The sequence below is a fragment of the Yoonia sp. SDW83-1 genome (assembly GCF_046762885.1).
In the GTDB taxonomy this organism is placed as follows: domain Bacteria; phylum Pseudomonadota; class Alphaproteobacteria; order Rhodobacterales; family Rhodobacteraceae; genus Yoonia.
The window spans coordinates 112076-138153 of sequence record NZ_JBKQXO010000004.1 but is presented as its reverse complement, the minus strand read 5'-3'; the positions used below and the strand labels follow the sequence as shown (position 1 = coordinate 138153).

At 59.4% G+C, this 26078-nt stretch carries 26 protein-coding genes and 1 pseudogene; 12 read left to right on the top strand and 15 right to left on the bottom strand.

Going from position 1 to position 26078, the window contains the following annotated elements; genetic code table 11:
- Window positions 1-19: 19 nt before the first annotated feature.
- Window positions 20-676: pseudogene (gene lipB / locus ACFWW4_RS06675) on the top strand (lipoyl(octanoyl) transferase LipB); the annotation flags it as partial.
- Window positions 677-693: 17 nt separating this feature from the next.
- Here the strand turns inward: lipB and ACFWW4_RS06670 are convergent.
- Window positions 694-2439 carry an ATP-dependent nuclease gene (locus ACFWW4_RS06670; protein WP_411890125.1) on the bottom strand — a complete coding sequence of 582 codons (1746 nt, stop codon included), beginning with the start codon at window positions 2437-2439 and terminating at the stop codon, window positions 694-696.
- 41 nt (window positions 2440-2480) lie between these two features.
- Window positions 2481-2645: a hypothetical protein gene (locus ACFWW4_RS06665; protein WP_411890124.1), complete on the bottom strand. Its 165-nt coding sequence runs from the start codon at window positions 2643-2645 to the stop codon at window positions 2481-2483.
- Between ACFWW4_RS06665 and uvrB the strand changes: the two genes are divergently transcribed.
- The 4 genes from uvrB (at window position 2644) to ACFWW4_RS06645 (ending at window position 6825) form a co-directional block, all read left to right on the top strand.
- A complete protein-coding gene (uvrB, locus tag ACFWW4_RS06660; RefSeq protein WP_411890123.1) occupies window positions 2644-4830 on the top strand; it encodes an excinuclease ABC subunit UvrB in 2187 nt (728 codons plus the stop codon). The genes ACFWW4_RS06665 and uvrB overlap by 2 nt on opposite strands.
- A 709-nt stretch (window positions 4831-5539) precedes the next feature.
- Window positions 5540-5881 carry a hypothetical protein gene (locus tag ACFWW4_RS06655; protein WP_411890122.1) on the top strand — a complete coding sequence of 114 codons (342 nt, stop codon included), beginning with the start codon at window positions 5540-5542 and terminating at the stop codon, window positions 5879-5881.
- 13 nt (window positions 5882-5894) lie between these two features.
- Window positions 5895-6356: an excinuclease ABC subunit B gene (locus ACFWW4_RS06650; RefSeq protein WP_411890121.1), complete on the top strand. Its 462-nt coding sequence runs from the start codon at window positions 5895-5897 to the stop codon at window positions 6354-6356.
- 1 nt (window position 6357) lies between these two features.
- The gene (locus ACFWW4_RS06645) at window positions 6358-6825 is read left to right on the top strand and encodes a HugZ family protein (protein WP_411890120.1); all 468 of its coding nucleotides are present in this window, start codon (window positions 6358-6360) and stop codon (window positions 6823-6825) included.
- Here the strand turns inward: ACFWW4_RS06645 and ACFWW4_RS06640 are convergent, their stop codons facing one another.
- The 10 genes from ACFWW4_RS06640 to ACFWW4_RS06595 all read right to left on the bottom strand — a co-directional run bounded on the left by ACFWW4_RS06640 (window position 6826) and on the right by ACFWW4_RS06595 (window position 15886).
- A complete protein-coding gene (locus ACFWW4_RS06640; RefSeq protein WP_411890119.1) occupies window positions 6826-7848 on the bottom strand; it encodes a hypothetical protein in 1023 nt (340 codons plus the stop codon).
- A 172-nt stretch (window positions 7849-8020) separates the two neighbouring features.
- Window positions 8021-8167, bottom strand: coding sequence for a hypothetical protein (locus ACFWW4_RS06635; RefSeq protein ID WP_411890118.1), 147 nt, complete (start codon window positions 8165-8167; stop codon window positions 8021-8023).
- 70 nt (window positions 8168-8237) lie between these two features.
- Window positions 8238-8513 carry a DUF427 domain-containing protein gene (locus ACFWW4_RS06630; RefSeq protein ID WP_411890117.1) on the bottom strand — a complete coding sequence of 92 codons (276 nt, stop codon included), beginning with the start codon at window positions 8511-8513 and terminating at the stop codon, window positions 8238-8240.
- Complete coding sequence (locus ACFWW4_RS06625) at window positions 8494-8727, bottom strand: zf-TFIIB domain-containing protein (protein ID WP_411890116.1); 234 nt, start codon at window positions 8725-8727, stop codon at window positions 8494-8496. Before ACFWW4_RS06625 ends, ACFWW4_RS06630 begins: the two co-directional genes overlap by 20 nt.
- A 250-nt stretch (window positions 8728-8977) precedes the next feature.
- The gene (locus ACFWW4_RS06620; protein ID WP_411890115.1) at window positions 8978-9595 is read right to left on the bottom strand and encodes an NYN domain-containing protein; all 618 of its coding nucleotides are present in this window, start codon (window positions 9593-9595) and stop codon (window positions 8978-8980) included.
- A gap of 75 nt (window positions 9596-9670) precedes the next feature.
- Window positions 9671-10057, bottom strand: a complete 387-nt coding sequence (gene cueR / locus ACFWW4_RS06615; RefSeq protein ID WP_393926645.1) for a Cu(I)-responsive transcriptional regulator — start codon at window positions 10055-10057, stop codon at window positions 9671-9673.
- Complete coding sequence (locus ACFWW4_RS06610) at window positions 10054-12480, bottom strand: heavy metal translocating P-type ATPase (protein WP_411890114.1); 2427 nt, start codon at window positions 12478-12480, stop codon at window positions 10054-10056. Before ACFWW4_RS06610 ends, cueR begins: the two co-directional genes overlap by 4 nt.
- Before the next feature lie 131 nt (window positions 12481-12611).
- The gene (locus tag ACFWW4_RS06605; protein ID WP_411890294.1) at window positions 12612-13844 is read right to left on the bottom strand and encodes an ABC transporter permease subunit; all 1233 of its coding nucleotides are present in this window, start codon (window positions 13842-13844) and stop codon (window positions 12612-12614) included.
- A gap of 101 nt (window positions 13845-13945) precedes the next feature.
- Window positions 13946-14749, bottom strand: a complete 804-nt coding sequence (locus ACFWW4_RS06600) for a taurine ABC transporter ATP-binding protein (RefSeq protein WP_393926647.1) — start codon at window positions 14747-14749, stop codon at window positions 13946-13948.
- Between the two features lie 129 nt (window positions 14750-14878).
- On the bottom strand, window positions 14879-15886 hold the full coding sequence (locus ACFWW4_RS06595; protein ID WP_411890113.1) for an ABC transporter substrate-binding protein: 1008 nt from the start codon (window positions 15884-15886) through the stop codon (window positions 14879-14881).
- A gap of 484 nt (window positions 15887-16370) precedes the next feature.
- Here ACFWW4_RS06595 and ACFWW4_RS06590 point away from each other — a divergent pair, with 484 nt between their 5' ends.
- The gene (locus ACFWW4_RS06590) at window positions 16371-17753 is read left to right on the top strand and encodes an aspartate aminotransferase family protein (protein WP_411890112.1); all 1383 of its coding nucleotides are present in this window, start codon (window positions 16371-16373) and stop codon (window positions 17751-17753) included.
- A gap of 186 nt (window positions 17754-17939) precedes the next feature.
- A complete protein-coding gene (locus ACFWW4_RS06585) occupies window positions 17940-18566 on the top strand; it encodes an FMN-binding negative transcriptional regulator (RefSeq protein ID WP_411890111.1) in 627 nt (208 codons plus the stop codon).
- Here ACFWW4_RS06585 and ACFWW4_RS06580 read toward each other — a convergent pair.
- The 3 genes from ACFWW4_RS06580 to ACFWW4_RS06570 form a co-directional block, all read right to left on the bottom strand.
- Window positions 18563-18727: a hypothetical protein gene (locus tag ACFWW4_RS06580; RefSeq protein WP_411890110.1), complete on the bottom strand. Its 165-nt coding sequence runs from the start codon at window positions 18725-18727 to the stop codon at window positions 18563-18565. The two genes, ACFWW4_RS06585 and ACFWW4_RS06580, sit on opposite strands and share 4 nt — an antisense overlap.
- 75 nt (window positions 18728-18802) lie before the next feature.
- Entirely contained in the window at window positions 18803-19216 is a 414-nt protein-coding gene (locus tag ACFWW4_RS06575; RefSeq protein ID WP_411890109.1) for a hypothetical protein, read from the bottom strand.
- Window positions 19217-19330: 114 nt separating this feature from the next.
- On the bottom strand, window positions 19331-19756 hold the full coding sequence (locus ACFWW4_RS06570; protein WP_411890108.1) for a hypothetical protein: 426 nt from the start codon (window positions 19754-19756) through the stop codon (window positions 19331-19333).
- Between the two features lie 184 nt (window positions 19757-19940).
- Here ACFWW4_RS06570 and ACFWW4_RS06565 point away from each other — a divergent pair, with 184 nt between their 5' ends.
- The 5 genes from ACFWW4_RS06565 to ACFWW4_RS06545 all read left to right on the top strand — a co-directional run bounded on the left by ACFWW4_RS06565 (window position 19941) and on the right by ACFWW4_RS06545 (window position 26078).
- Window positions 19941-21398 (top strand): PLP-dependent aminotransferase family protein, encoded by a 1458-nt coding sequence (locus tag ACFWW4_RS06565; RefSeq protein ID WP_411890107.1) that lies wholly within the window; start codon window positions 19941-19943, stop codon window positions 21396-21398.
- A gap of 159 nt (window positions 21399-21557) precedes the next feature.
- Entirely contained in the window at window positions 21558-23330 is a 1773-nt protein-coding gene (gene xsc, locus ACFWW4_RS06560; RefSeq protein ID WP_411890106.1) for a sulfoacetaldehyde acetyltransferase, read from the top strand.
- A gap of 3 nt (window positions 23331-23333) precedes the next feature.
- A complete protein-coding gene (locus ACFWW4_RS06555; RefSeq protein ID WP_411890105.1) occupies window positions 23334-24080 on the top strand; it encodes a sulfite exporter TauE/SafE family protein in 747 nt (248 codons plus the stop codon).
- Window position 24081: 1 nt separating this feature from the next.
- Window positions 24082-25017, top strand: coding sequence for a phosphate acyltransferase (locus ACFWW4_RS06550; protein ID WP_411890104.1), 936 nt, complete (start codon window positions 24082-24084; stop codon window positions 25015-25017).
- A complete protein-coding gene (locus ACFWW4_RS06545) occupies window positions 25014-26078 on the top strand; it encodes an acetate/propionate family kinase (protein WP_411890103.1) in 1065 nt (354 codons plus the stop codon). Before ACFWW4_RS06550 ends, ACFWW4_RS06545 begins: the two co-directional genes overlap by 4 nt.

Genomic DNA, 26078 nt, shown 5'->3' with positions numbered 1-26078 from the left:
CAACCGGTCCACGCAGCGTTACCCAAACCCCATGGTAGACTGGATCATCAGCGACGGATTGACCGATTACGCGCATGCGCTGACGGTGATGGAAACGCGCGCCAACGCCATCGCACAAGGCACGGCGGATGAATGTATCTGGCTGCTCGAACACCCCCCGCTTTATACCGCCGGCACCTCGGCCAAGCCTGCCGACCTGATCGACCCGGACCGGTTTCCGGTGTTTGAGGCGCGGCGCGGCGGTGAATACACCTATCATGGGCCGGGGCAGCGGGTTGTCTATGTGATGCTGGACGTGGGCAAGCGCGGGCGTGACGTGCGCAAATTCGTCCAGGCTCTGGAAAACTGGGTGATCGCGACGCTGGAGACGTTCAACGTGAAAGGCGAAATCCGGGATGGCCGGGTTGGCGTCTGGGTCGAACGGCCCGACAAACCATTGCAGCCCGATGGCAGCCCAGCCGAAGACAAGGTCGCCGCCATCGGCATCCGCCTGCGCAAATGGGTGTCATTCCATGGGCTGTCGATCAATGTTGACCCGGACCTCAGCCATTTCGACGGGATCGTCCCCTGCGGGATCAGCCAGCACGGGGTGACCAGCCTTGTAGACCTCGGCCTGCCGGTAACGATGACCGATCTGGACGTGGCGCTGAAGCAGACATTCGCGAAAGTGATGTAGAGGCGGGGCAGCCTAGGCTATTTTGCTCCATCCAGCCCATTTGCCTTTTCGACCATTGCCACCAAATCGCGCACCCTAACTCTAAGGTCAAGTATGTCCAATTGGGCCTCCTTGCTGCAAACAATCCCAGCCGCACCAACCTTGTCGGCGTCAGTATAAATCGCATCCGATCCCTTCTTGCGAAAGTGAAAGGCGTGCTCATAACGGCCGATTCCCACCTGTCCGCCGTACACCCTTGGATGAAGCTGTTTTAACGCTGTATGCAACTGTTCGGGATCAACATAATTCTCGATCTCGCGGCCTTTGGTGATCCAGATCAGGCCAGCACCATCCGCCATCTCTGTCTTTAGCCGCGTCACCGCCGATTTCAGCTTCGCTCGCGGTGCGTGTTTGTCGCTGTCTACAATCATCGCCATATTCCTATTCAACTGGCGCAACCGAATAAACTGCTCCAATGCATCCTCGTCAGCGCTCAAATGGCTGATGAGGCCACCGCCGTAAAACATGATCGTGTAGTGAACGCCCTCTCTCAAATCAGGGTTCACAGAGTTCAACCAATGCCTGACATAAATCCGGTCCGAGGGTCCCTCGACCCAGATCACGGCATTTGACTGCAGTATGTCAGACGCACGACAACCCAGATCATCACAAATCTTGCGTTTGTCCCCTGCATGCACGGCAGAGGTGACATAGGTCTGCACCCCGTCATTGCGCACGTGGAACACAGAGGCGCCGGGCGTGTCGATGAAGGCTGCGGAATGGGTGGCGATGAAATACTGGTTTTTGGTATGTTGTTGCAGGTACTGGATCAACTTGCGCTGCAACACCGGATGCAAGTGAATTTCCGGCTCCTCGATACACATGATCTTCTTTTGGTGAATTGTGCAGAAAGCGGCGATCAAGATCACCTCGTGAATGCCTGTGCCGAGAGAGGACAACGGCAATACTTTGTTGTCCATATGCACCAGCAGATGCTCACGGTGGTTCGGCACCTCAAGTTTTGCGTCGGGTTTGCCTGTAACTACTCTGACGAACTCGTTGATTTGATCAAACTCATCTCTGCGGTGGCGTTCGTCGTGGTCTGGATTTTGAATCTCAGCCAAATGCGAAATCAGGCCCCTACCAGATAAATCACTAAATGAATTGGAGGTTGCATCAAGTTCTCTTTTTGCCGGTATAACAAGCCGCTGAGGTATCGTCACGACTTGCCCGCTAAATAGCCGAGCAGTGGCTGACTTAGCCAAATGCTTTGTATTTGTCATGCCGGATTTAAGTATTGCTTTGTTGATATCTCGCCATGTTCGATCATCGAACAATCGCATCAACCGCTCATAGTCCAATTCCTCGAGATATCCTAATCGCTCTGTTGCGTTCTCACGCTTTGTCCAGATGCAGCCATTCTTCTGCATCGCCTCGGTCAGACGGCCAAATACTTCTTCCGGATCGATCCCAAATCGCGTATCGACCGTTCCCATATTATTGAGGGCATTTTCTTTGAATGTTGTTGTAGCAATACCAATTGATACCAAAAATTCACCAGTCTCTGCACCGCGATATGCATCGACCGAAGTAGGCGTATGTCGCGATGTGTTCCTAACGGCATCAAAGGGCAACCGATCCTTGATCAAATTCAGAACAACCGACTTCCCGGCGTTATTCGCCCCCACAAAGAAATTCATCTCCGAAAACGGCGCGATGTATTGGGTTTCTGGTCCGATGCCCCGGTAGAACTGGACTGCGATCCCCTCCAGATATGTCGGCATATCAACCCGCCTAAAAAGTGTGGAATGAAAACTGAAAACAATCAGTGGCCGCCCAAGCCCGCCCCGTCAAGCGCCGCAATGCCCAACCCGCCGCCACTGCGCCGCGTCAACCAATCCACCCTCCTGACACCCACTGTCAGCATGCGGGGTTGAACCGGACCAAAAGAAGAACAATTATAGACCTCTGCCTCAAGGAACAGTTTCATGTCCGAAGCCGAAGTCTACCTGTCCAACCCCGCCCCCGATATCAAAACCCGCGAAAAGCTGGAAGGCGGTCGGCCATTTGTCCTGTCCACCGATTTCGACCCGGCAGGCGACCAGCCCACCGCGATCCGCGAACTGGCCCAAGGCGTCATGGACGGCGAACAAAACCAGGTCCTCTTGGGGGCTACCGGCACCGGCAAAACCTTCACCATGGCCAAGGTGATCGAGGAAACCCAGCGGCCCGCCATCATCCTCGCCCCGAACAAAACCCTTGCGGCCCAGCTCTACGGCGAATTCAAAGGCTTCTTCCCCGACAACGCCGTCGAATACTTCGTCAGCTACTACGACTACTACCAGCCCGAAGCCTATGTCGCCCGCTCCGACACCTACATCGAAAAAGAATCCCAGATCAACGAACAGATCGACCGGATGCGCCACTCCGCCACCCGCGCGCTGCTCGAACGCGACGACGTCATCATCGTCGCCTCCGTCTCCTGCATCTACGGTATCGGCTCGGTCGAAACCTACGGGGCCATGACGCAGGACCTGCATGTGGGCCGCGACTACGACCAGCGCAAGATCATGGCCGACCTCATCGCCCAGCAATACAAACGCAACGATCAAGCCTTCCAGCGCGGCAGTTTCCGGGTCCGCGGTGACAGCCTCGAGGTTTGGCCCGCCCACCTTGACGATCGCGCCTGGAAACTGTCCTTCTTCGGCGAGGAGCTCGAAAACATCACCGAATTCGACCCGCTCACCGGCGAAAAAACCGACACGTTCGAAAAAATCCGGATCTACGCCAATTCTCACTACGTGACCCCGCGCCCCACGATGCAGCAGGCGATCCAGGGCATCAAAAAGGAATTGCGCATCCGGCTCGACCAACTGGTCGCCGATGGCAAACTGCTAGAGGCCCAGCGGCTGGAACAGCGCACAAATTTTGACCTCGAAATGCTCGAGGCGACCGGCGTCTGCAACGGCATCGAAAACTACTCCCGCTACCTCACAGGCCGCGCCCCCGGTGAACCGCCCCCCACCCTGTTCGAATTCATCCCCGACCATGCCATTGTTTTCGCGGACGAATCCCACGTCAGTGTCCCGCAAATCGGCGGCATGTACAAAGGCGACTACAGGCGCAAATTCACGCTGGCCGAACACGGGTTCCGCCTGCCCTCCTGCATGGATAACCGGCCCCTGAAGTTCGAAGAATGGGACGCCATGCGCCCGCAATCCGTCTTCGTCAGCGCGACACCTGCGGCGTGGGAACTGGAACAGGCGGGCGGCGTCTTCACAGAACAGATCATCCGGCCCACCGGCCTGATCGACCCCGAAATCGAAATCCGGCCCGTGGAAATGCAAGTCGACGATCTGCTGGACGAGGTCCGCAAGGTCGCCGCCGACGGCTACCGCACGCTGGTCACCACGCTGACCAAACGTATGGCCGAGGATCTGACCGAATACATGCATGAACAGGGGATCCGCGTCCGCTACATGCATTCCGATATCGACACGATCGAGCGGATCGAGATTCTGCGCGATCTGCGCCTTGGGGCCTTCGACGTGCTGATCGGGATCAACCTGCTGCGCGAAGGGCTCGACATCCCCGAATGCGGGCTGGTCGCGATCCTTGACGCGGATAAGGAAGGGTTCCTGCGGTCCGAAACCTCGCTGGTCCAAACCGTGGGCCGCGCTGCGCGCAACGCCGATGGCCGGGTCATCATGTATGCCGACCGGATCACCGGCTCCATGGAACGGGCGATGAAGGAAACCGAGCGCCGCCGGGTCAAACAACTGGCCTATAACGAAGAACACGGGATCACCCCGCAAACGGTCAAGAAAAACGTCGAGGATATCCTCGCCGGCCTCTACAAGGGCGACGTGGACATGAACCGGGTCACCGCCAAGGTCGACAAACCAATGGCCGGGGCGAACCTGCAAGCCGTGCTCGACGGGCTACGGACCGACATGCGCAAAGCGGCCGAGAACCTCGAATTCGAAGAGGCCGCGCGCCTACGGGACGAGGTCAAACGGCTTGAAACCGTCGATCTGGTGATCCACGACGACCCGATGGCACGGCAACAAGCCGTGGATAAAGCAGTTGGAGATGCGCAGAAATCTTCGGGGCGGAGCACCGGCGGACGCGGCGGAATGCGCGGTGGAAAATCGCGGTATGGCGGGAAGCGGTAGATAGATGTCGTCCACATTCCCGCTCAACAATTTTGAATTTCCGGATGGTCTAGAAAGTCTCGTAAACCAAACTTGGACCAGCCTAGGAAGCTGGCGTGGCTGGATATTGGCGATTGACGGCAGGGATGGCATCGGAAAGTCCGTATTGGCACGGTACCTTGCCTACCGGCTCAATATGCCCGTCATTGAAACGGATAATTTCCTGCTAGGTGACGGAACTTTCGATCATAACGATTGTCTCAATTTGACCGTTCGAAAACGACATGATCGCAATAACCGACGATTGCCGAAGGGATTTTCGCTGCCAAAACTCTCGAAAAGATTGGCCTGGAAGCCGACCTACTTATACGTTGTTCGCGCAAAGACGAACTAGGCAACGATGAATGGCGTGATGACTTCATTAGATATGAAGACAATTACGAGCCAGATCTGATTTTCTGTCTCGGTCATTCGCTGCAAGTGTGAGCAACGGGAAGCGCCTCGCCCGGAGGCCTCTTTTGCAACGTCACCCTCAAAAACCACCGTCAGTCTATTGGCACACACTCCGCATCACACAACCTGCCCCGAGCGTCCTCCAAGTCGGCCGCTGCCCTCAGCCCTTCAAAAAGTAAGCCTTTCCCTACTCGCCACATCCACCACCATCTGCCACGCTCACGCCCATTGACCCGCCCCGCAGACTATAGCGGAGCTTTCCAGAATGGGCGGATACATGGTGCATATTTTATTTGGTTTCTCGTTCGCATTTCTCACGGCCATTATCGTGATTGTCGGCGACTATCTGATCAAACTGGCCGCCGATAACGGCGAGTCCTTCTGGTCGGGTTATGTCCTCGCCGGTTGCCTGATCTACGGCATCTCCGCCATCTTCTGGTTTTATGCGATGCGGCACGTCACGCTGGCGCAGGCCGGTGTCGCCTATTCCATGCTGACCTTGCTGGCGCTCTGCGGCATGGGTGTAATGTGGTTCGACGAACAGATGGCGGCCCGGGAATATCTGGGGGTCGCCTGCGCGCTGGCGGCCATGGCGCTGATGGTGCGGATCGACGCATAGGGCGACGTGCCCCTTGCTATCCCCACAAACCAGCTACCTTCCCACCATGCGCCTCGCTCTCGCCCTCACCCTCCTCGCCTCTCCCGCTGCCGCGTGGGAGTTCTCGCCCGCCCCGATCTGCACGCTAACCAACACAAGCGACGCCGGCGAAATCACAGTGACCTATGACGCGTCCCTGCCCGAATACACCATCACTCTGACCCTCGCCGACGGCCAGTGGTCAGACGCCCCGGCCTTCGGTATGGCCTTCGACGGGGGCCGGTCCGTCGCGATCCAGACCGACCGGCACACCCTCAGCCCCGATGGCCGCAGCCTGACGGTCAAGGATCGCGGCTTCGGCAATGTTCTCAACGGGTTGGAATTCAACACCATGGCGATGGGGGCGTCCGGCGACACGTTTCTCGCCATGCCGCTGGCAGGCATCGGCCCGGCGATCCAAGCCTTCCGCGACTGCCCGGCGGACCAACTGTCCTGATATGGCCAAGCGCGATCCCGTAAACCCCACCGACGACGAAGCCCGCAATCTCGCCCGTGACCTGCTGACCCAAACCCGCTTCGGCGCCCTTGCCGTCACGCTGCCAAGCGGCGCCCCTTACGTCGCTCGCGTCGCCATGCTGGCCGACCAGGGCAGCCTGCTGACGCTCATCTCCACCCTGTCAACCCACACGACAGCGCTGCAGACCAACCCCGCCTGCGCCGCCTTGATCGGTGAACCCGGCGCAAAGGGCGATCCGCTCACCCACCCACGCCTGACGCTCATGTGCACCGCGACCGAAGCCGACAAATCCGCGCAGAAAGAAAAATGGCTAAACGCCATACCAAAGGCGGGGCTTTACTACGATTTCACCGATTTCCTGATGTTCCGGCTCACCCCGATAGACATCCATCTGAACGGCGGGTTCGGCAAGGCATACCGGTTGACAGCAGACGATCTCACGCCTTGATCAGAACGTGATAGTCAGTGTGCCGCCGACAAAAAACCCACCTTTCACCGGCGTTGCAATCCCGTCAGGCGAGCCGTAAGACGGCATGTCAAAATCGCCAGCCTTGAAATCAAGCGACCCACTGACCTTCACCTTGTCCCGGTCCTTGCCGTAGTATTCCATCAGGCCCTGAATATCCTTGGCCCCCTTCTGCATTTTTGAAACATCCTTTTCGATGGCGTTGTAAAATGCGAACGGGTCGTCAAAGACATCCTTTTCCAGAAAGGCGTCATAGATCTTGTTTCCGGCCTCTTCCAACTGGGCAACAGTCCCGGCAATCTCGCGCTGTGACAGCTTTTGCGCTTTCTTCTTGGGAAACGTGATCGACAATGAATATGCGCTACTGGACACCGCCATATTCACAAAGACCTTCTTGTATTGGCCATTCAGTTGCAGGGATGTCTTGCTCTTATCAAAGTTGTGCGACACCGCACCGGACACCGAAAAATTGCCTGGGCTGTAACCATAGCCCAATGTCGCCGTCTTCTTACCGGGGTCATAGGCTGCGCTATAGACATCCTTGTTGGCTGTATGAACATCGGCCTTGATATCCTTGCCGTACTTGTAGTGCAGACCAGGATTGGCGGCTGTCCCAAGAAATGGACGAAGCACAACGCCCGATTTGGTGATCGCGATCTGCGTTTCGCCGGGGCTGATCTGAAATCCATTCGAAACGAGCTTCGCGGTTGTCTTTGCGATATCGCCAAAACCCGAGAAGTCGGCATCAGCCGGATGAAGCGGTTTCGATTTTTTTGGAAAAGTGATGCTATTGGACCCGGCCCAGGCAAGAATGGCCTTCTTCAGCTGTCCTTCGCCACATGCCTCGTCGACATCCGGAAACGCATTTTGAATTTCACGTGTCACGGCAGCCTCCGAAAGCTGCTTGACCCAGGTCTTACGGTCGGACAACCATGTTTCCAACGCCTTGGTTTCATCAGCTGTCAACGGTCGTGAATTCAGGTTGCCGCCTAGAAATTCTGACAAAGGTGATCTCCTTTTAATATCGTGGCTGTCTAATCAAAACCAATGTGTGAACTACCTACAAACCTGCTCTTCAATAGCAAGCAAACTCGTGAAAACCAATACGACGAAACGACTGACTATTGGCCGAATATTCGCTCCCGCCAGACTGCCACATCGGCTAGCTACTATATTTTTACCAACCCCGGGTTCCCGGTCCGCCTTTGACGATCCCTTCCAGGTTGGCGGTGACCCAGCCGCCATAGAAATCGCCCGGTTGAGGGATCACCTGCTCATCACCCACAAAGCAGGAATCGACCGCACCGGCGTAAAACGCAAGCATGTCGCGGATGCAGGTGAACCTGTCCGTCGGCTCCGGATAAGCCCAGGCGGCATTTCGTACTGCTCCCAGATCAAAATAAACAGCGCACCCTTTTCCATTCGCAAAAACTCGTCCGGGTAGAGCGCGACAAGGTAGTCATCATCACATCATGCGGCGGGATGTAATAGGTTGGTGCATGATGTGTTTCCAGCACCCGCCAGCCATCTGTTGTGTCAGCAATCACCCGATCCTGATTCAGCACTCGCAAGCGCGCAGTCACGCGTTCCAGCGCGGGTGGGCGTGGGTAGTCCTGCACGTTTTCAATAGGTAAGGCCACGCGAAATGACTCAGAAATCAAACAGCTCATCCAGAAAGCCGCCACGCTTTTTCTTCTTGCCGCCATAGGCGCCGTGATCGTCATAGTCGCGGGCGGGCGCGGGTGCCGCTGCCATGGAGCGTTCGATGATCTTGTCCAGCTCGCCCCGGTCCAGCCACACGCCACGACATTGCGGGCAATAGTCAATCTCGACCCCGCTGCGGTCGGAAATGACAAGGGTTGATCCGTCAATAGGGCATTTCATCGGCGCACTCTCCTGTGGGTTGCTGGTGTTTGATATGGGAATGCGCGTGGCGGTTTCAAATCTTAACGGCGTGTTTACGCTTGCGCCGTGCGGGGCGTTAAACCAGTGGTTTCGCAATTAGGGGTCCGACGCTTTGCCGACGCAAATCCGACGCGACGCCGACAGGGTGAAACCACTTGTTTTACTGCGTTAACACATGATTCGGGCTGCCCACGGTTTCCGCAGTGTTGCAGACCCCACCGAACGTTGCTCAGGCCCGGCCCAGACCCAGCAGAATGACGCTGCCTTCTTTCCAGATTCCCTTGATCAGGAACCCCTTCTCGGCCACTTTTGGAAAGCGCTGTTTCCAGTCAAGGAACCGGTCATTGGTCACCACCCGCAGCCCCTCAGAGACCGCCCGTTCCAGCAGCACCTCGTCAGCCGGTGTGCGGCTTGGGGCAAGGGTGACCTGCACCGGCGACAAGTCCAGCTTCGCGGCCAGTTCGTCGGGTTCTACGTGCCGGTCAAACAGCGCATAGCCCACATTCGCGTCGAAATAGACATGCGGTTGCAGGTCGCGTTTTTCCAATTCTTTCAAGACCTTGGACAGAACTTTCAGCGACGGCTCACCCGACCAGTGCATCACGTTTGATCCATCCACGATCACCGCCTTGCCCAACAGCGGCGATTTGGCCGCAGGCACTTGCTGGCGTGGCGCTTTCCGTCTCCAGCGCCAGACATAGCCCAGCATCAGCAGCCCGAAACTGGTAAAGACCCCTTTACCGATCCCGTCAATGATCCGAGCCTTTTCGGCATCCTCAGGCAAGATCACAGCGCAGATGACCATCAGCGCCAGCATGCCAATCACAAGCCATTCCAGAAACCGCACGGCATCACCCAAATCTGCTCAAGATGCTTGGATCACACGTAAAAATTGCAGTCTCAAGGCAGGATCAGGGTGATTTCATGGCCCCTCGAGCCCTTTCAGGATCGGACAATCCGGCCTGTCGTCGCCCGCGCAATCGCGGACCAATTCGGCCAGTGTGTCGCGCATGGCAACCAACCCTTTGATTTTGCTTTCGATATCGTCCAGATGCCCCTTGGCGATGGCGCGGACATCGGCGCTGGCGCGGTTCCGATCCTCCCACAGGGCCAGCAGATCGCGGCATTCGTCGATCGAAAACCCTAGCTGCCGGGCGCGGCCCAGGAAGGTCAGTTTGTGGGCATCGGTATCGCGGAACACGCGGTAGCCGTTGCTGCCCCGCTGCGGTGTCACAAGCCCGATGTCTTCGTAGTAACGGATTGTTTTTGCGGGCAAACCTGTCCGCTCTGCCACGTCGCCGATATTCATGTCACCCCCCTGACCCGCCGCAAGCGCAGCGCGTTTGTCACCACCAATACGCTGGACAGCGCCATCGCCCCTGCCGCCAGCGCAGGCGACAAAAGGACACCCCAAAGCGGGAAAAGCACCCCCGCCGCAACCGGGATCAGAAGCACGTTGTAACCAAACGCCCAGACAAGGTTTTGTTTGACGTTGCGCATCGTGGCGCGGCTGATCGTCAGCGCGTTGAGCACGCCCAAAGGGTCGCCGGACATCAATACCACATCCGCGCTTTCCACTGCCACATCCGTTCCGGTCCCGATGGCGATTCCAACCTCGGCCGCGGCCAATGCAGGCGCGTCGTTGATCCCGTCACCGACAAAGGCGACCTTGCCGCCATTCGCCTGCAGGTCGCGGATCGCGTCGACCTTACCGTCGGGCAGAACGCCAGCGACGACATGCGAAATCCCCAACGCCTTGCCGATGGCCATGCCTGTCTGCACTGCGTCACCAGTGACCATGGCAACCCGCAGCCCCTGATCCTGTAGGCGTTGCACGGTGTCTTTAGCCGTCGGGCGCAAGGTGTCGGCCACGCCGATCACGCCGGCGGGTGTGCCGTCGATGGCCACCATCACCGGCGTCTTGCCCGCCTCGGCCAATTCATCGGCCATGGGCACCAGAACGTCCGTTGCGACACCGCTTTCAGTCATCAGACGAGCGTTGCCGACGATGACGGCCTTGCCGTCCACCGTTCCGCGTAGCCCCTGCCCCGGGATCGCAGTAAAATCCGACGCCGCAGGCACAGGCCCTTCAACCGCCGCCACGATCGCGCGGGCCACGGGATGTTCCGACTTCGCCTCGACCGCCGCCACCAGGCGCAGCAAATCGTCCTTTTCACCCACAATCGGGATCACATCCGTCAATGACGGTTCGCCCATCGTCAGCGTGCCGGTCTTGTCAAAGGCGACGGTGTCTATCCCGCTGAGCGCCTGCAGCGCATCGCCCTGCCGAAACAACACGCCCAAGCCCGCAGCCCGCCCGGTACCGACCATGATCGCGGTTGGCGTGGCAAGGCCCATCGCGCAAGGGCAAGCGACGATCAGGACGGAGACCCCCGCCACCAGCGCGTAGGACAGGACCGGTGCCGGGCCGAAGATCAGCCAGCCGATCACGGCCAGTGCCGCGATGACGATCACGACCGGGACGAACCAGAGCGTGACCCGGTTGACCAGATCCTGCACCGGCAGGCGGGTGCCTTGTGCGTCCTGCACCATGGCCACGATCCGGGCGAGGACCGTATCCGCACCCACTGCCGTCGCCCGCATTGTCAGCGCCCCATTGCCATTGATCGTCCCGCCGACCAGCGCGTCACCGACGGCTTTTTCCACCGGGATCGGTTCGCCGGTGATCATGCTTTCGTCAACGTAGCTGACCCCCTCGGTCACCTGCCCGTCCGTCGGGATCCTATCGCCGGGGCGGATCAGGAGCAGATCATCGCGCAGCACTTCGGCCAGTGGCACGTCCACGGGCGTGCCATCGCGGATCACGCGGGCGGTTGTTGGTCGCAGGCCGATCAGGTGCTTGATGGCCGCCCCAGTCTGGCTTTTGGCGCGGGCTTCGAGCCAGCGGCCCAAAAGGATCAGGGTGACGATCACGGCAGCGGCCTCGAAATAAACCACACGGGTGCCTTCGGGCAAAAGCGCTGGGGCAAAGAGCGCCACGGTCGAGAACAGCCAGGCCGCGCCGGTGCCAAGCACGACAAGCGCGTTCATGTCAGGGGCCATGCGACGCAGGGCCGGAATGCCCTTGATGAAGAATTCCCGCCCCGGCCCCGCCAGCACCAGCGTGGTCAGGATGAACTGGATCGTCCAGCTGGCCGGTGTGCCGATGGTGCGGGCGATCCAGTGATGGAACGGCGGAAAAAGATGCCCGCCCATTTCCATTATGAAAACGGGCAGCGTCAGTGCTGCGGCGATCAGGAAACGCCGGAACCAGGCGGCGGCCTCATCCGCTTGCCGTGTATCGGCGGACTGGTCGGTGCGGGTGGGTGCGGCGCGATAACCCACTCTGGCGACAGCGTCGATCAACGGTTGGGTATCGCCCAATGTGCTGACCTGTGCGGTTCCGGTGACCAGATTGACCTGCGCTGTCAGCACGCCGGGCACCGCAAGCAACGCAGTTTCGACCCGGCCAACGCAGGAGGCGCAGCTCATCCCGTCGATGGTCAGGGAGATGTCATGCGCACGCGCGGGATAACCTGCCGCCTTCAGCGCGTCAGCCACCCCTTGCCCGTTGCCGTCCGTGGCTAGGGTCACCGTCGCAGACGCATCGGCCAGATTGACATGCGCGGCGGCCACCCCCGGCACAGCTGTCAGTGCGCGTTCGGCGCGTCCTACACAGGACCCGCAGGACATGCCTTCAATTCCAAATCTGATTTCAGCGGCCGCGGCCATGATGCACCTATTTCTGAGTTGTGCACCTCACATAAGGGTTCCAGTCACGGGAAGGTCAATACCCTGGCAAAAAAGAACGGGCAGAGGTGACCCCTGCCCGCTTCTCCCGATCTTGTTTTGAGGGTTGGACGTCAGCCCTTGCCTTTCCACGGCACCAGAATCCGTTCGGCCCAGCGCATCAGCATGTCGATGCTGAACCCAATGATCCCGATCAGGATAATCCCCATCAGCACGATATCGGTGCTCTGGAATTTCGAGGCCACCATGATCATCATGCCCGCACCCTTTTCCGCCGCAACCAGTTCGGCGGCCACAACTGTACCCCAGCAAACCCCCATGGCGACGCGGGCGCCGGTGAAGATTTCGGGCAGAGAGTTCGGGATGATCACATGGCGCATGATCTGCCATTTGGACGCGCCCAGCGAATAGGCGGCGTGGACCTTGGATATCCGCACGCCCGATACACCGGACCGCGCCGCAATCGCCATGATCCAAAGTGCTGCCAGGAACAGCAGGATGATCTTGCCGACCTCACCGATGCCCGCCCAGATGATCACCAGCGGGATCAGGGCCAGTGGTGGCACCGGCCGCATGAATTCCACGATCGGATCGAACCAGCCGCGGAACCAGTTGGACAGGCCCATCGCATAGCCCAAGGGAATGCCGACCAAGGCCCCCAGCAAGAAACCGACGATAACCCGGAACAGCGAATACCCCAAATGTTCGGCCAGAGTGGAGTTGCGGTAGCCGGCTGTCGCGATCTCGGTCATACGGACCCAGACAGCTTCGGGTGCAGGCAGCCAGATCGGCTCCATCTGGATGCCAGTTGCCGGGATGATATTCAGCGTCCCCTTGTCAGACATGGCCACGGTGCCGAAATCGACCCTGACTTCGTCGCCGGGTGCAATCGGTTCACCATTGACGGCGGTGATAAAGGTCTCCTCGTCCCGGCCCATGTCATCGTTACGATCGACGCGCAAAAGCTGGCTGCGATAAGCGCCAATGGCCGTGCTGTCGTTCTTGGCAATGCCATCCCCCGGCTCAATCTCGGGTGCTGCGGTTTCGACCGTGGCGGGATGCACGATAACCGCAACAGTCGCATCATCGGTCTGCCCGTCGGGGGTTGTGATCGTGTAGGTAAACGACGCATCACCCGTAAACGGCCCCGGTACATGCAGGAAACCGGGAAGCAGTTTCGACCCGGTGAATGCGCCCCAAAGCACAAAAATCAGAACAACGGAAACGACCGACGCGACAGAGTTCGACGTCACCGCACTTTCGTCGCCGAAGGTCACGGTTTTCAATGAGCTATAGTCGTGTTTCGGGGTCAGGAGACGTTTGATCCCGCTCCAGATGACCATCATCAGCAGGATCAGCAGGACATAGCCAATAATATAGGGGGCTGCGGCGAAAAGCGTTTGCAGGACGGCCCAGAGTTCAGCGCCAAGATTTCCCAGAAGTTCCATTATGCGGTCTCCGTCCGGCCCATGATTTCTTCTTCCATATCCCAGATCATGCCCAGAATTTCCTCGCGGGTTTCACCGAATTGCGGATGTTTCTTAACCTCACGCAGGTCCTGGCCAACGCCCATTTCGGCAAATGGCAGGCGGTATTCTTTGTGGATCCGCCCAGGACGCGGGGCCATCACGATCAGTCGCTCACCCAGCAGCAGCGCCTCTTCGACCGAGTGGGTGATCAGGATGATGGTCTTGCCGGTTTCCTTCCACAGTTTCAGCACCAGGCCTTGCATCTTTTCGCGGGTCAGCGCGTCAAGAGCGCCCAGCGGTTCGTCCATCAGGATCACATCGGGTTCATTGGCCAGACAACGGGCCAGGGCCACGCGCTGCTGCATCCCGCCAGACAGTTCATAAACCGCCTTTTCCTTGAAATCCTGCAAGCCAACGACATCCAGCAGATGATCAACAATCTTGGCTTTCTCGGCTTTCGGCATGCCTTTCATCGAAGGGCCAAAGCCCACGTTTTCACGCACGCTCATCCATTCGAAAAGGGCACCCTGCTGGAACACCATGCCGCGCTCCGCCGCGGGGCCGGTGACTGTGTGACCGTTGAGGATGATCTGCCCTTCGGTGGGCGCCAGAAACCCGGCCACGATGTTCAGCAATGTCGTCTTGCCGCAACCCGATGGTCCCAGCACCGACAAAAGCTCGCCCGCCTTGAGGTCGAGCGAGACATCCTTGAGCGCCTGCACGGATGATCCATTCGGCAAATCGAACCGCATGGACACCTTGTCTAATTGAAGTCCCGACATATCCCGTCCCTTGTTGTTCCGGAAAATACCTGCGCCGTTATCGTCGCGCCGCGCGGCGGCTGGCAGGGATTTTCGGGAACAAGATGGGATGACTGGCGCAGGCCCGCGCCCGCGCCAGTCAAAAGGTCTTTATTGTGCGCTGATCGTGGCCAGCGGACCGGTATTGACGTTGCCGGTGTAGCTGTCCAGCGCACCATCAATTGAACCGGACTCAACGAATACGTCTGCCACGCCTTTCATAAAGGCAGGTGCCGCACCGCCAAGCCAACGTTCTGACAACTGGTCTTCCACGCTGGGGAAGACGAATGTTGCCATGGTCTCGCGCGTGGCGTCCTCGTCCATACCGGCATCCTGTGCGATCACGGGGAGCATTTCCTCGACGCCTGATCCGTCATTCCAGGAGGCATTGGCGGCTGCAGTCACTTCCAGGAATTTGGCAACCAGTTCAGGGTTTTCGGCGACAAAGGATGCTGGTGCCGATGTCACGTCAAAGACCAGAATGCCCAGCTCTTCTTTCTCCGCACCGGTCAGCAGCACATTGCCATGCTCTTTCATGCGGCGCAGCGCGCCACCCCAGCCGCAGGACATATCGACCTGGCCTTGTGCCAGCGCCGCTGCACCTTCGGCAGGAGCCATGTCCACAACTTCGAGCGAGGCCAGATCAACACCGAAATGGTCCATCTGACGCAGGAACCCATAATGGGCCGCTGTACCAAGTGGCACGGCAACCTTCTTACCGGCCAGTTCGTCCGCGCTGTCCTTGTCGATTTCAAGGCCGGAGGACACGACGCAGTTGTCGTTTTCGGCATAGGACACGGCAACATCAAGGATCTGCAAATCCTGCCCGGCAGAGGCCGCAACCACGAAAGGCGGCACACCCTGGCTGACGGAAATCTGCACATCGCCCGATGCCATAGCAGCCGACATCGCTGTACCTGCATCGAAGCTGACCCAGTTGACCTTGACGCCCATCGCCTCGTCATAGGTTCCGTTGACCTTGGCGAACTGGAACGGCATCGGCCATTCGAGGAAATACGCCACCGTGATCTCTTCATGGCCATCTGCAAACGCTTGTGTGGCACCCGCCATCAAGGCGACACCTGCAACTGCGCTCATCAGTGTTTTGGTGAATTTCATTCGTTTTCTCCCGTGTTGCTGACCCTTGTATCGGGCCGGTTCGTGGACGGAGTTTCCCCGTCTTTATGGTGTTAGCTGACCACGATTCTGGCTGGCTTCATAGCCCCCATCGCATTCAGCGTGATCAATGGCCAAAACAATGGCCGACGCGTCCCTGTCGGCGCAAAAACAAAGGCGATGCGCGACAAGTTACCGGAGAGCGAAGGTAATTCCCGACCTCACGTCAATCATAAGAAACCTTCGGAAAATCCGAAAAGGTGACGTGAAACTGATGCTGATTTCCTATTTTTTTTATTTAATTCAAATATTTAGACTGCAATTTGGCTAATTGAACGAACCTGTCCCATCCCGTTTTGGCTATACGCATGCACCCCAACTGGCCCTATTGGTAAAGCGCCCGCTGCAGGCAAAATGCAACAGAACGCGGCAGCTTGCGAACCGGATTCGAACTGTCTGCCCTTCCACATGCTTTTGGAGAAGCCACATGGATACGCAATCATTCGCAAACGATCCCGGACACGTTGTCGAGGCGGACCGCGCCCATGTGTGGCACCACCTGTCCCAGCACAAGCCTTACGAGACGATTGATCCGCGCATCATCGTCGAGGGCAAGGGCCTGCGCGTCTGGGACATCAAGGGCAAGGAGCATATTGATGCCGTGTCCGGTGGTGTCTGGACCGTCAATGTGGGCTACGGCCGCGAGCGGATCAGCAAGGCCGTGGCCGACCAACTGACCAAGATGTGCTTTTTCGGTGGCATGGCGGGTACCATTCCGGGCGCACAGTTTTCCGAAATGCTGACCGACAAGATGCCGGGGCTGGACCGGGTTTACTATGCCAACTCAGGCTCTGAGGCGAATGAGAAGGCGTTCAAGATGGTGCGCCAGATCAGCCACAAGCATCACGGCGGCAAGAAATACAAGATCCTGTACCGTGAGCGGGACTATCACGGCACGACGATCACATCCCTATCAGCCGGCGGTCAGGAAGAACGCAACGCACAGTACGGTCCTTTCACCCCCGGTTTCGTGCAGGTGCCGCATTGCCTGGAATATCGCGCTCAGGACGGCATGGCCGGTGATGCCTATGGAGAAAAGGCGGCCCAGGCGATCGAGGATGTGATCCTGCGCGAGGGCCCCGATACCGTCGGCGCGCTGTGCCTTGAGCCGATCACCGCAGGTGGCGGCATCATTGTCCCGCCCAAGGGCTATTGGGACCGGGTGCAGGAAATCTGCAAGAAATACGACATCCTGCTACATATTGACGAGGTTGTCTGCGGCGTGGGCCGGACCGGAACATGGTTTGGTTATCAACAGTTTGGCGTCCAACCTGACATCGTGACCATGGCCAAGGGCGTGGCCTCTGGCTATGCCGCGATTTCGTGCTGCGTGACCACAAATGCTGTGTTCGAGCAGTTCAAGGACGACACCGATCACCTGAGCTATTTCCGCGATATCTCGACCTTTGGCGGCTGCACGGCGGGGCCCGCTGCGGCCATCGAAAACATGAAGATCATTGAGGAAGAGGACCTGCGCGGCAATTCCACCCGGATGGGCGAGCATTTGAAGGGCAACCTCAATGCCTTGATGGAAAAGCATGACTGGATCGGCGATGTGCGCGGCATGGGCCTGTTTGCAGGCGCAGAGCTGGTGCTGGACCGCGACACCAAGGAGCCTGTTCCGGAAAGGCAGGTGGCGGCGATTGTGGCCGATTGCATGGCGCAGGGTATCATCATCGGGGCCACCAACCGGTCGCTGCCGGGGTTCAACAACACGCTTCTCTTCGCGCCGCCGCTGATAGCGACCAAAGACGATCTGGATCAGGTCACCGATGCGGTTGATCAGGCGATTGGGCGGGTTTTGGGTTAACCTTTTGCTGGCGCAGGGGACGTTTCCACGAAACCCCTGCGAATCAAAGGTTAACGGGCAAATCGGCGTCGATTTTTGCAGTCGGCATCGCGTCGGATTTGCGTCGGCAAAACGTCGGACCCCACCGTACGGTGCCCCCGGATTAATGTAGCGGGCGCCGCGTTTGCACGCTGGAAAGGAGTGCTGATGTACAAACCCGCTGCCTTCGCCGAAGACCGCCCCGATGTGTTGGCGCGGGCCATGGCGGATATTCAGCTTGCCGCCCTTGTCACCCCATCGGCGGACGGGCTGGTGATTACCCATGTGCCGATGGTCGTCCGGCATCTGGCCGACCAGATCGTGCTGGAAACCCATGTCGCCCGGGCCAATCCGCATTGGCGGGCCGAACCGGTCGGGCCGAGTGCGGCGATCTTTCAAGGCCCGCAATCCTATGTGTCGCCGTCCTGGTATCCATCAAAGCAAGAGCATGGCAAGGTCGTGCCCACCTGGGCCTATATCGCCGTCCATGCCCATGGCACGATGGAAACTTGTCAGGATGACGATTGGCTGCAGCAACATTTGAACGCCCTGACAGACGCCAACGAGCGCGACCGCGATGCCCCCTGGCAGGTCAGCGATGCGCCGGATCGCTTTATCGGATCACTGTCACGCGGCATTGTAGGATTGCGTCTGGTCATTGACCGGCTGGAGGGCAGCTGGAAAATCAACCAGCATAAATCAGATGCCGATCAGATCGGAACCGAGGCTGGGTTGCGCAGTGCCGGACCGGATGGCGCGGCGTTGGCCGCAGCGCTGGCCCAGTCGCGGGATTAGGGCTGCGGCACAGGCGAAACGCAAACCGAACTTGCGATGGTCACTTCAGGGGCCGAACAGGTTGCTGGCGGTCCGTCGGCGTGCAGGGTTTGGGATGTCAGAAAGGTCGCAAGGCTGAGCGCGCCTGCGATCAGGATAAAGGCGTAGGCAGATAGTCTCATGGCGATCTCCGACCGGTGCATGAGGCTGATACGTGTCAGCCCCGGCTTTCCGTCGCAGATGCCGAAGATTTGCCGTTACATAGCGATCCGCATGGTAGCCGCCCTGTCATCCTGCGTCTGACGGATGATGTCCTGCGTGGCGGCAAAGGCGGCTTTCGCCAGATCGGTTTGGCGCTGGTCCGCTTGCGCCGCGATATCATCGCGCAGGGCGGCCTGCTGCGGGTCGTCGGTATCGGGAAGCGGCAGCATCCGGTTTTCGACCACGCTGCGCGCGATCTCGGGGCCACGGCTGCTTGGGCCTGCATCAAGTACAATGGGCCGGGCATCCGCATCGCGCGCGGCATTGGCCCGATCGGTGGGGGTCGTGGCGGTTGGTGGCGGCCCTTCGGTGCCCGCAATGGTCGCGCGATCTCTGATCTGGGTGGCCGTTGGCCCGGTGGGCATCATCGCCCCAGCGGCGCGGCTGTCGGCTATACTGTCTGTCAACATGACGAGATTTCCATTCGTACTTCACTGACCCAATCGGTCGCATCAGCGGGTTAAGGGAACCTTAATCCCGACGCCTCTGGCGCTGTGAATCTTACGGGTTGGTTAACGCCGACATTAGGCCGGGTCGAGCAAGACGACCGCGACCGTTCGATAAGTCCAGACCCGTGGACGACCGGTGCGATGACGTTCCAGCAGCGGCCTGATCCAGCGGGGCTGCGGTTTGATCAGTGCATCGAGGTTGCGAACCTGATGGGATACATCCTGTGGAACGATCTGCGTCTGCCCTGCCAGATCGCCGCGCTTGCAAATCACCTGAATGGGGGGAGAGGCCCGCCCGTAATCCGGCACTGTTATCTTGGCAGGCGTCGTGAAGGTCAGCTGGAATACGCTCGTCTGCGCGACGCACTCCGCGCCCTCGACCAGACCACGCCCGGCGATGGTGTCCCAGACCTCTGGCCCTCTGATCTGGGTGGTGACGTTGACCGGCAGCATGCCTTGATAACCGGGCGCTGCCTGGGCAAAGGGCGTGGCAGTCGGCATGGCAGTATATGTCTGCGGACCAGATGTGCAGCCCGAAAGACCGAGTAGTGCGCAGATGAGAAATCGTCTTGGCATCGGCATTTTCAAAATTATGAACTGTGTTCATATCCCTCAAGCACTGTCTTGTAAAGGCTTGCTCTCTGGTGTCGATACGTCCAGTGTGGCCCAACACTAAGGCCAGTCCATGTCGATATCCGTCGAGACCTTTTTTCTTGATCCTGCCGCCGAAGGCACATTGCAGTCGCGCATCCAGCAGATGGTTGCTCAGGGCATTCTGGAGGGCCGTTTTCGCCCCGGTGAACGCCTGCCATCGTCCCGCAAGATGGCGCAGCATCTGGGGGTCAGCCGGATCACGGTCACACTGGCATACACTGAACTGGTGGCAGATGATTATCTGACATCGCGGGGTCGGTCGGGCTATTTCGTGTCGGAAAATGCCCCCGAACCCCCCGCCTTTCCCGCCCAGCGCTTTGGCACGGGCACGGTTGACTGGACCCGGGCCATTGGGCGGCAGTTCACGCCGGGCCTGAGCATGGACAAGCCGGCCGATTGGGCCAGCTATCGTTATCCGTTCATCTATGGGCAGGCGGACAAGACCCTGTTCGATTCCGCCAATTGGCGCCTTTGCGCATTGCAGGCGCTGGGGATGCGGGATTTTGTGGCGCTGACATCGGATTACTTCGATGGTGACGATCCGAAACTGGTTGAATTCATCACCCGTCAGACCCTGCCCCGGCGCGGCATTCTGGCCAGCCGTGATGAGGTGCTGGTGACCATGGGCGCGCAGAACGCGCTGTGGCTCGCCGCACAAGTCCTGCTGAACAGCCGCAGGCGCGCGGCGATCGAGGATCCGTGTTACCCTGCCCTGCGCACGATCCTGATGCAGTCGCGCTGTCAGCTGAGCACAGTGCCGGTGGATGCGGATGGATTGCCACCCGACGCGTTGCCAGAGGGGACGGATGTGGTGTTCACCACCCCCAGCCACCAATGCCCGACCACGGCGACCATGCCCATCGCCCGGCGCAAGGCGCTGCTCGACAAGGCAGAGGCCGAGGATTTCGTGATTGTCGAGGATGATTACGAATTCGAGATGTCGTTTCTGAAATCGCCGTCCCCGTCGCTGAAATCGCTCGATCAGAACGGGCGGGTGATCTATGTGGGCTCGTTTTCCAAATCGCTGTTTCCGGGGTTGCGGCTGGGCTACCTGGTTGGCCCTGCGCCGTTTATCCGCGAGGCGCGCGCGCTGCGTGCCACGGTGCTGCGCCACCCGCCGGGTCATATCCAGCGCACGGTGAGCTATTACTTGTCATTGGGCCATTACGATGCGCTGGTCCGCCGGATGAGCCGCGCCTATCACGAGCGCCGCAAGGTGCTGGACGAGGCGCTGAAGGCGCATGATCTGACCGTGGCGGGGCAAGGCACCTATGGCGGGTCCTCGGTTTGGCTGCGCGCCGCGGATGGGGTGGATACGACGCTGCTGGCCGAAAGATTGCGCGCCGATGGCGTGTTGATAGAGCCCGGTGCGCCGTTCTTTGCAGGCGAAGACCCGCCGCGCGCATACTTCCGGCTGGCCTATTCATCGATTGATACAGGGCGTATCCCCGAGGGCATTGCCAGGATTGCCCACGCCATTCGAAATTGACGATTATTGAGACCTGTATTCTCAAAAAATATCGCTCTGGACTTAATGGCCATCACCGGTTGGACCTAACGCGACTCTGTGGGAAAACCTAGTGTCCGCTCAGCAAAACGGGGCATTTGGCACCGTCATTGACCGATCCACGGGGAAGGGACCATTCCAATGAAGATGACCACCGAAGAAGCATTCGTCAAAACGCTGCAGGCCCATGGCATCCGCCATGCCTTTGGCATTATCGGGTCGGCCATGATGCCGATTTCGGATATCTTCCCCGCCGCTGGCATCACGTTCTGGGACTGCGCCCATGAAGGGTCTGCCGGCATGATGGCTGATGGCTACACCCGTGCGACCGGTGAGATGTCGATGATGATCGCCCAGAACGGTCCCGGCATCACCAACTTCGTGACCGCTGTCAAAACCGCCTATTGGAACCACACCCCTTGCCTGCTGGTCACCCCGCAGGCCGCCAACAAGACCATCGGTCAGGGTGGTTTCCAGGAAATGGAACAGATGAACCTGTTTGCCGATTGCGTGGCCTATCAGGAAGAGGTCCGCGACCCGTCCCGCATCTGTGAGGTGCTGGCCCGCGTGATTGCCAAGGCGCATCGTCTGTCCGGCCCCGCCCAGATCAACATTCCGCGCGATTTCTGGACCCAGGTCATTGATATCGAAATCCCCGAACCGGTGATGTTCGAGGTTAGCCCCGGTGGCGAGACATCCATCGCCAAGGCGGCCGAACTGCTGTCCAATGCCAAGTTCCCCGTGATCCTGAACGGTGCCGGTGTGGTGCTGGCCGAGGGTGGCATTGAGGCATCGAAGGTTCTGGCCGAGCAGTTGGACGCCCCAGTTTGCGTGGGCTACCAGCACAACGATGCCTTTCCCGGCAACCACCCGCTGTTTGCGGGGCCGTTGGGCTATAATGGCTCAAAGGCAGGCATGGAGCTGATCAGCAAGGCCGATGTCGTGCTGGCGCTTGGCACCCGGTTGAACCCGTTTTCGACCCTGCCGGGCTATGGTATCGATTACTGGCCCAAAGATGCGAAGGTCATTCAGGTCGATATCAACCCTGACCGCATTGGTCTGACCAAGAAGGTCACCGTTGGTATCGTGGGGGATGCGGCGAAGGTGGCCAAGGGTATCACCGCTGCACTGGCTGACACCGCAGGCGATGCAGGCCGCGATGAGCGCAAGGCGATGATTGCGCAGACGAAATCGGCCTGGGCGCAGGAACTGTCATCGCTCGATCACGAAGATGACGATCCCGGCACCACATGGAACGAGCGTGCGCGGGCCGCCCGCCCCGACTGGATGTCACCCCGTCAAGCATGGCGTGCCATTCAGGCGGCAATGCCGGAGAACGCGATCATTTCCTCCGATATCGGGAACAACTGCGCGATCGGGAATGCTTATCCGTCCTTCCCGACAGGCCGCAAATATCTGGCCCCCGGCCTCTTTGGCCCTTGTGGTTATGGTCTGCCGTCCATCGTAGGTGCCAAGATCGGTTGCCCGGATGTGCCGGTGATCGGTTTTGCCGGTGACGGTGCGTTTGGTATTGCCGTGAACGAATTGACCGCCATTGGCCGCGATGAATGGCCTGCCATCACACAGATCGTGTTCCGCAACTATCAGTGGGGCGCGGAAAAGCGCAATTCGACCCTGTGGTTCGATGACAATTTCGTCGGCACCGAGTTGGACATGAAGGTGTCTTATGCGGGCATCGCGCAGGCCTGTGGTCTGATCGGGGTGCAGGCCAAGACGATGGATGAACTGACTCACGTGCTGAAACAGGCGATCAGGGATCAGATGGACAACAACAAGACCACGCTGATCGAGGTTATCCTGAACCAGGAACTGGGCGAGCCGTTCCGCCGTGATGCCATGAAGAAACCTGTGCGTGTTGCTGGCATCGACAAAGCGGATATGGCGGCCGAGTAATCGGTGCCATTCGATCTTGGCCCCGGCACGACGGCGGCCCTGGCTATTGCACTGCTGGGGGCCGCGTTCGTCCGGGGCTATTCGGGTTTCGGGTTTTCGGCGATCTTCATTGCCTTCGCGGCTTTGCTGACCAACCCGCTCCCGCTGATACCGGTGGTGTTTTCATGCGAAATGCTCATGACAGTCTTTCAGGCCCGCGGCATTCAAGGGGCTGTGGACTGGCGGCGGGTGTTTGCGTTGCTCGCGGGGGCGGCGGTGGTTTTGCCCGCGTCGGTCTGGTTCATCCTGTCGCTGGGCGAAGGGACCGTGCGGCTGGCGGTATCGCTGATCGTTCTGGTGATGTCCTTGGTCCTGCTCTCGGGCTGGACGTTGCAGCGCACCATCCGCAGCCCCGGTCATATTGGCGTCGGCATGGTGTCGGGCCTGTGCAACAGCGCGGGGATCGGCGGTCTGCCCGTTGCCGCATTCATGACGGCCCAGCCAATGGAAGCCGCCCGATTTCGCGCCACAATGATCGTCTACCTGACGGGCCTCGACCTGATCACCATGCCTCTTCTTTGGGCCGGTGGGTTGGTCACATGGGAAACCGCGTTGGGTGTCGGCCTGGCCTTTCCACTGCTGGGTCTGGGTGTCTGGCTGGGGGGGCGTCAGTTTCTGGCTGCTTCCCCCTCCACATTCCGGCGATTTGCGGTGATGTTGCTGTTGACGCTGTCCGTGCTTGGACTGCTGCGCGCCATGATAGGGATCTGACATGACATCACCGTTTCTTTCCACCCGCGAGGCACAGGCCCCGCAAGACCTGATCGACCGGGCCAAGCGGTTTGGTGCGCCACGGGTGGCGATCGCCCGCGCCGGTGCGCCGCTGCCGATGGAGGCCGCAGAGGACGCGACAAAGGCCGGCATCATGGTGCCTGTGTTCGTGGGTGAGGCGGATATGATCCGCGCCGAGGCGGATAAGCTGGGCTGGGATATTATGGGCTATGCCCTGCACGACACCACGGGTGAGGAGGAAGCGGGCCGCGTGGCCGCCGCCCTGTGTGGTGCGGGTGAGGCGGATGTGTTGATGAAGGGGCAATTGCACACCGATGTGTTCATGAAGGCCGCCGTGTCCCGCGATGCGGGGCTGCGCACAGGGCAGCGGTTTGTGCATATCTTTCATATCACCCATCCGGATGGCGGTCGCCCGATCCTGATTTCGGATGCCGCCGTGAACGTGGCCCCTGATCTGGCGACGCGCCAGTCGTCGATTATCGAGGTGAAGGATCTGCTGAACCGGCTGGGCAATGACCGACCCAAGATCGCGATCCTGTCGGCGACAGAGAGCGCTATTCCGTCGGTGCCGTCTTCGATGGACGGGCAGGCGCTGGCAGGGTGGGCGCGAGAGAATGTGGACGGTGTGGATGTGTCAGGGCCGCTAGCGTTCGATCTGATCATGTCGCCCAAGGCGGTGGCGACCAAGAAGCTGACCGCTGATCCTGTGGCGGGGCAGGCCGATGCGATCATCGTGCCGGATATCGTGTCGGGCAATGCGCTCTTCAAAGCCTTCGTCTATCTGACTGGGGGTTGTGCGGCGGGTGTTGTGACGGGGGCGAAGGTGCCGATCCTGCTGACCTCGCGGGCCGATCCACCAGCCGCGCGAATTGCTTCTGCGGCTTTGGCATCGATCAAATGCGGGTTGCCAAAATGATCCTAGTTCTAAACGCCGGCTCATCCTCATTGAAAATCAAGGTCTTCGACGAGGAACTAAACAGCATCATCAAGGGACGGGTGACCAACCTTGGTACATCCGGGCAGCTGCGGCTGGGCGATGAAGTGAAAGAGGTCGAAACCCGCGATCACGCCGAAGCACTTGATCTGATGCTGAACGCACTGGCCGCTGCGGGATATCCGCTGACCGCGTTCAAGACAGCCGCGCATCGTGTGGTGCATGGCGGCACGATCTTGACTCAGCCGGCCCGTCTGACCCCCACCGCGATTGCCGCGATTGAAAGCGTCATTCCGCTGGCCCCGCTGCATAACCCCAATAACCTCGCCGGTATCTACGCGCTGCAGAAAACAGCGCCTGACATGCCGCAATATTGCAGCTTCGGCACCGCGTTTCATGCCACGAACCCCCCGGTTGCGGTACGCTACGCCATCCCGCAGACCCATCATGATGCGGGCATACGCCGGTACGGGTTTCACGGGTTGAGCTACGACAACATGGTCTCCGATTTCGGTGATGCATTGCCCGAGCGTCTGCTCGCATTCCATCTGGGCAACGGCACCAGCCTCTGCGCCATTCATCACGGCAAATCCATCGCGACCTCGATGGGGTATTCGCCGCTATCGGGTCTGACGATGGGAACGCGTGCCGGTGATATTGACGGGGCAGCGGTGCTGCGGATGTCAAAATCGTTGGGCGAGGATGAGACCGACCGCATGCTCAACAACAACTCCGGTCTGCGGGCGCTGGCGGGTGATTGGAACATGAAACATCTGCTGGAGCGCGAGGACGATGCCGCCAAATTCGCGGTCGAGCATTTCTGCTATTGGGCCGCCCGCCATGCCGGATCGGCCATTGTCGCGATGGGCGGCTTGGATGCTGTCGCATTTACCGGGGGGATTGGTGAGAATGCCGCCCCTGTCCGCGATAGGATCATGCAGCATCTGTCGCTGTTTGGCGACGTGCCGGTGCATGTCATTGAAGCCGACGAAGAGAAACAGATCGCCCGCGATGCGCTGGCCCTGATGGCCGAGGGGCGCTGA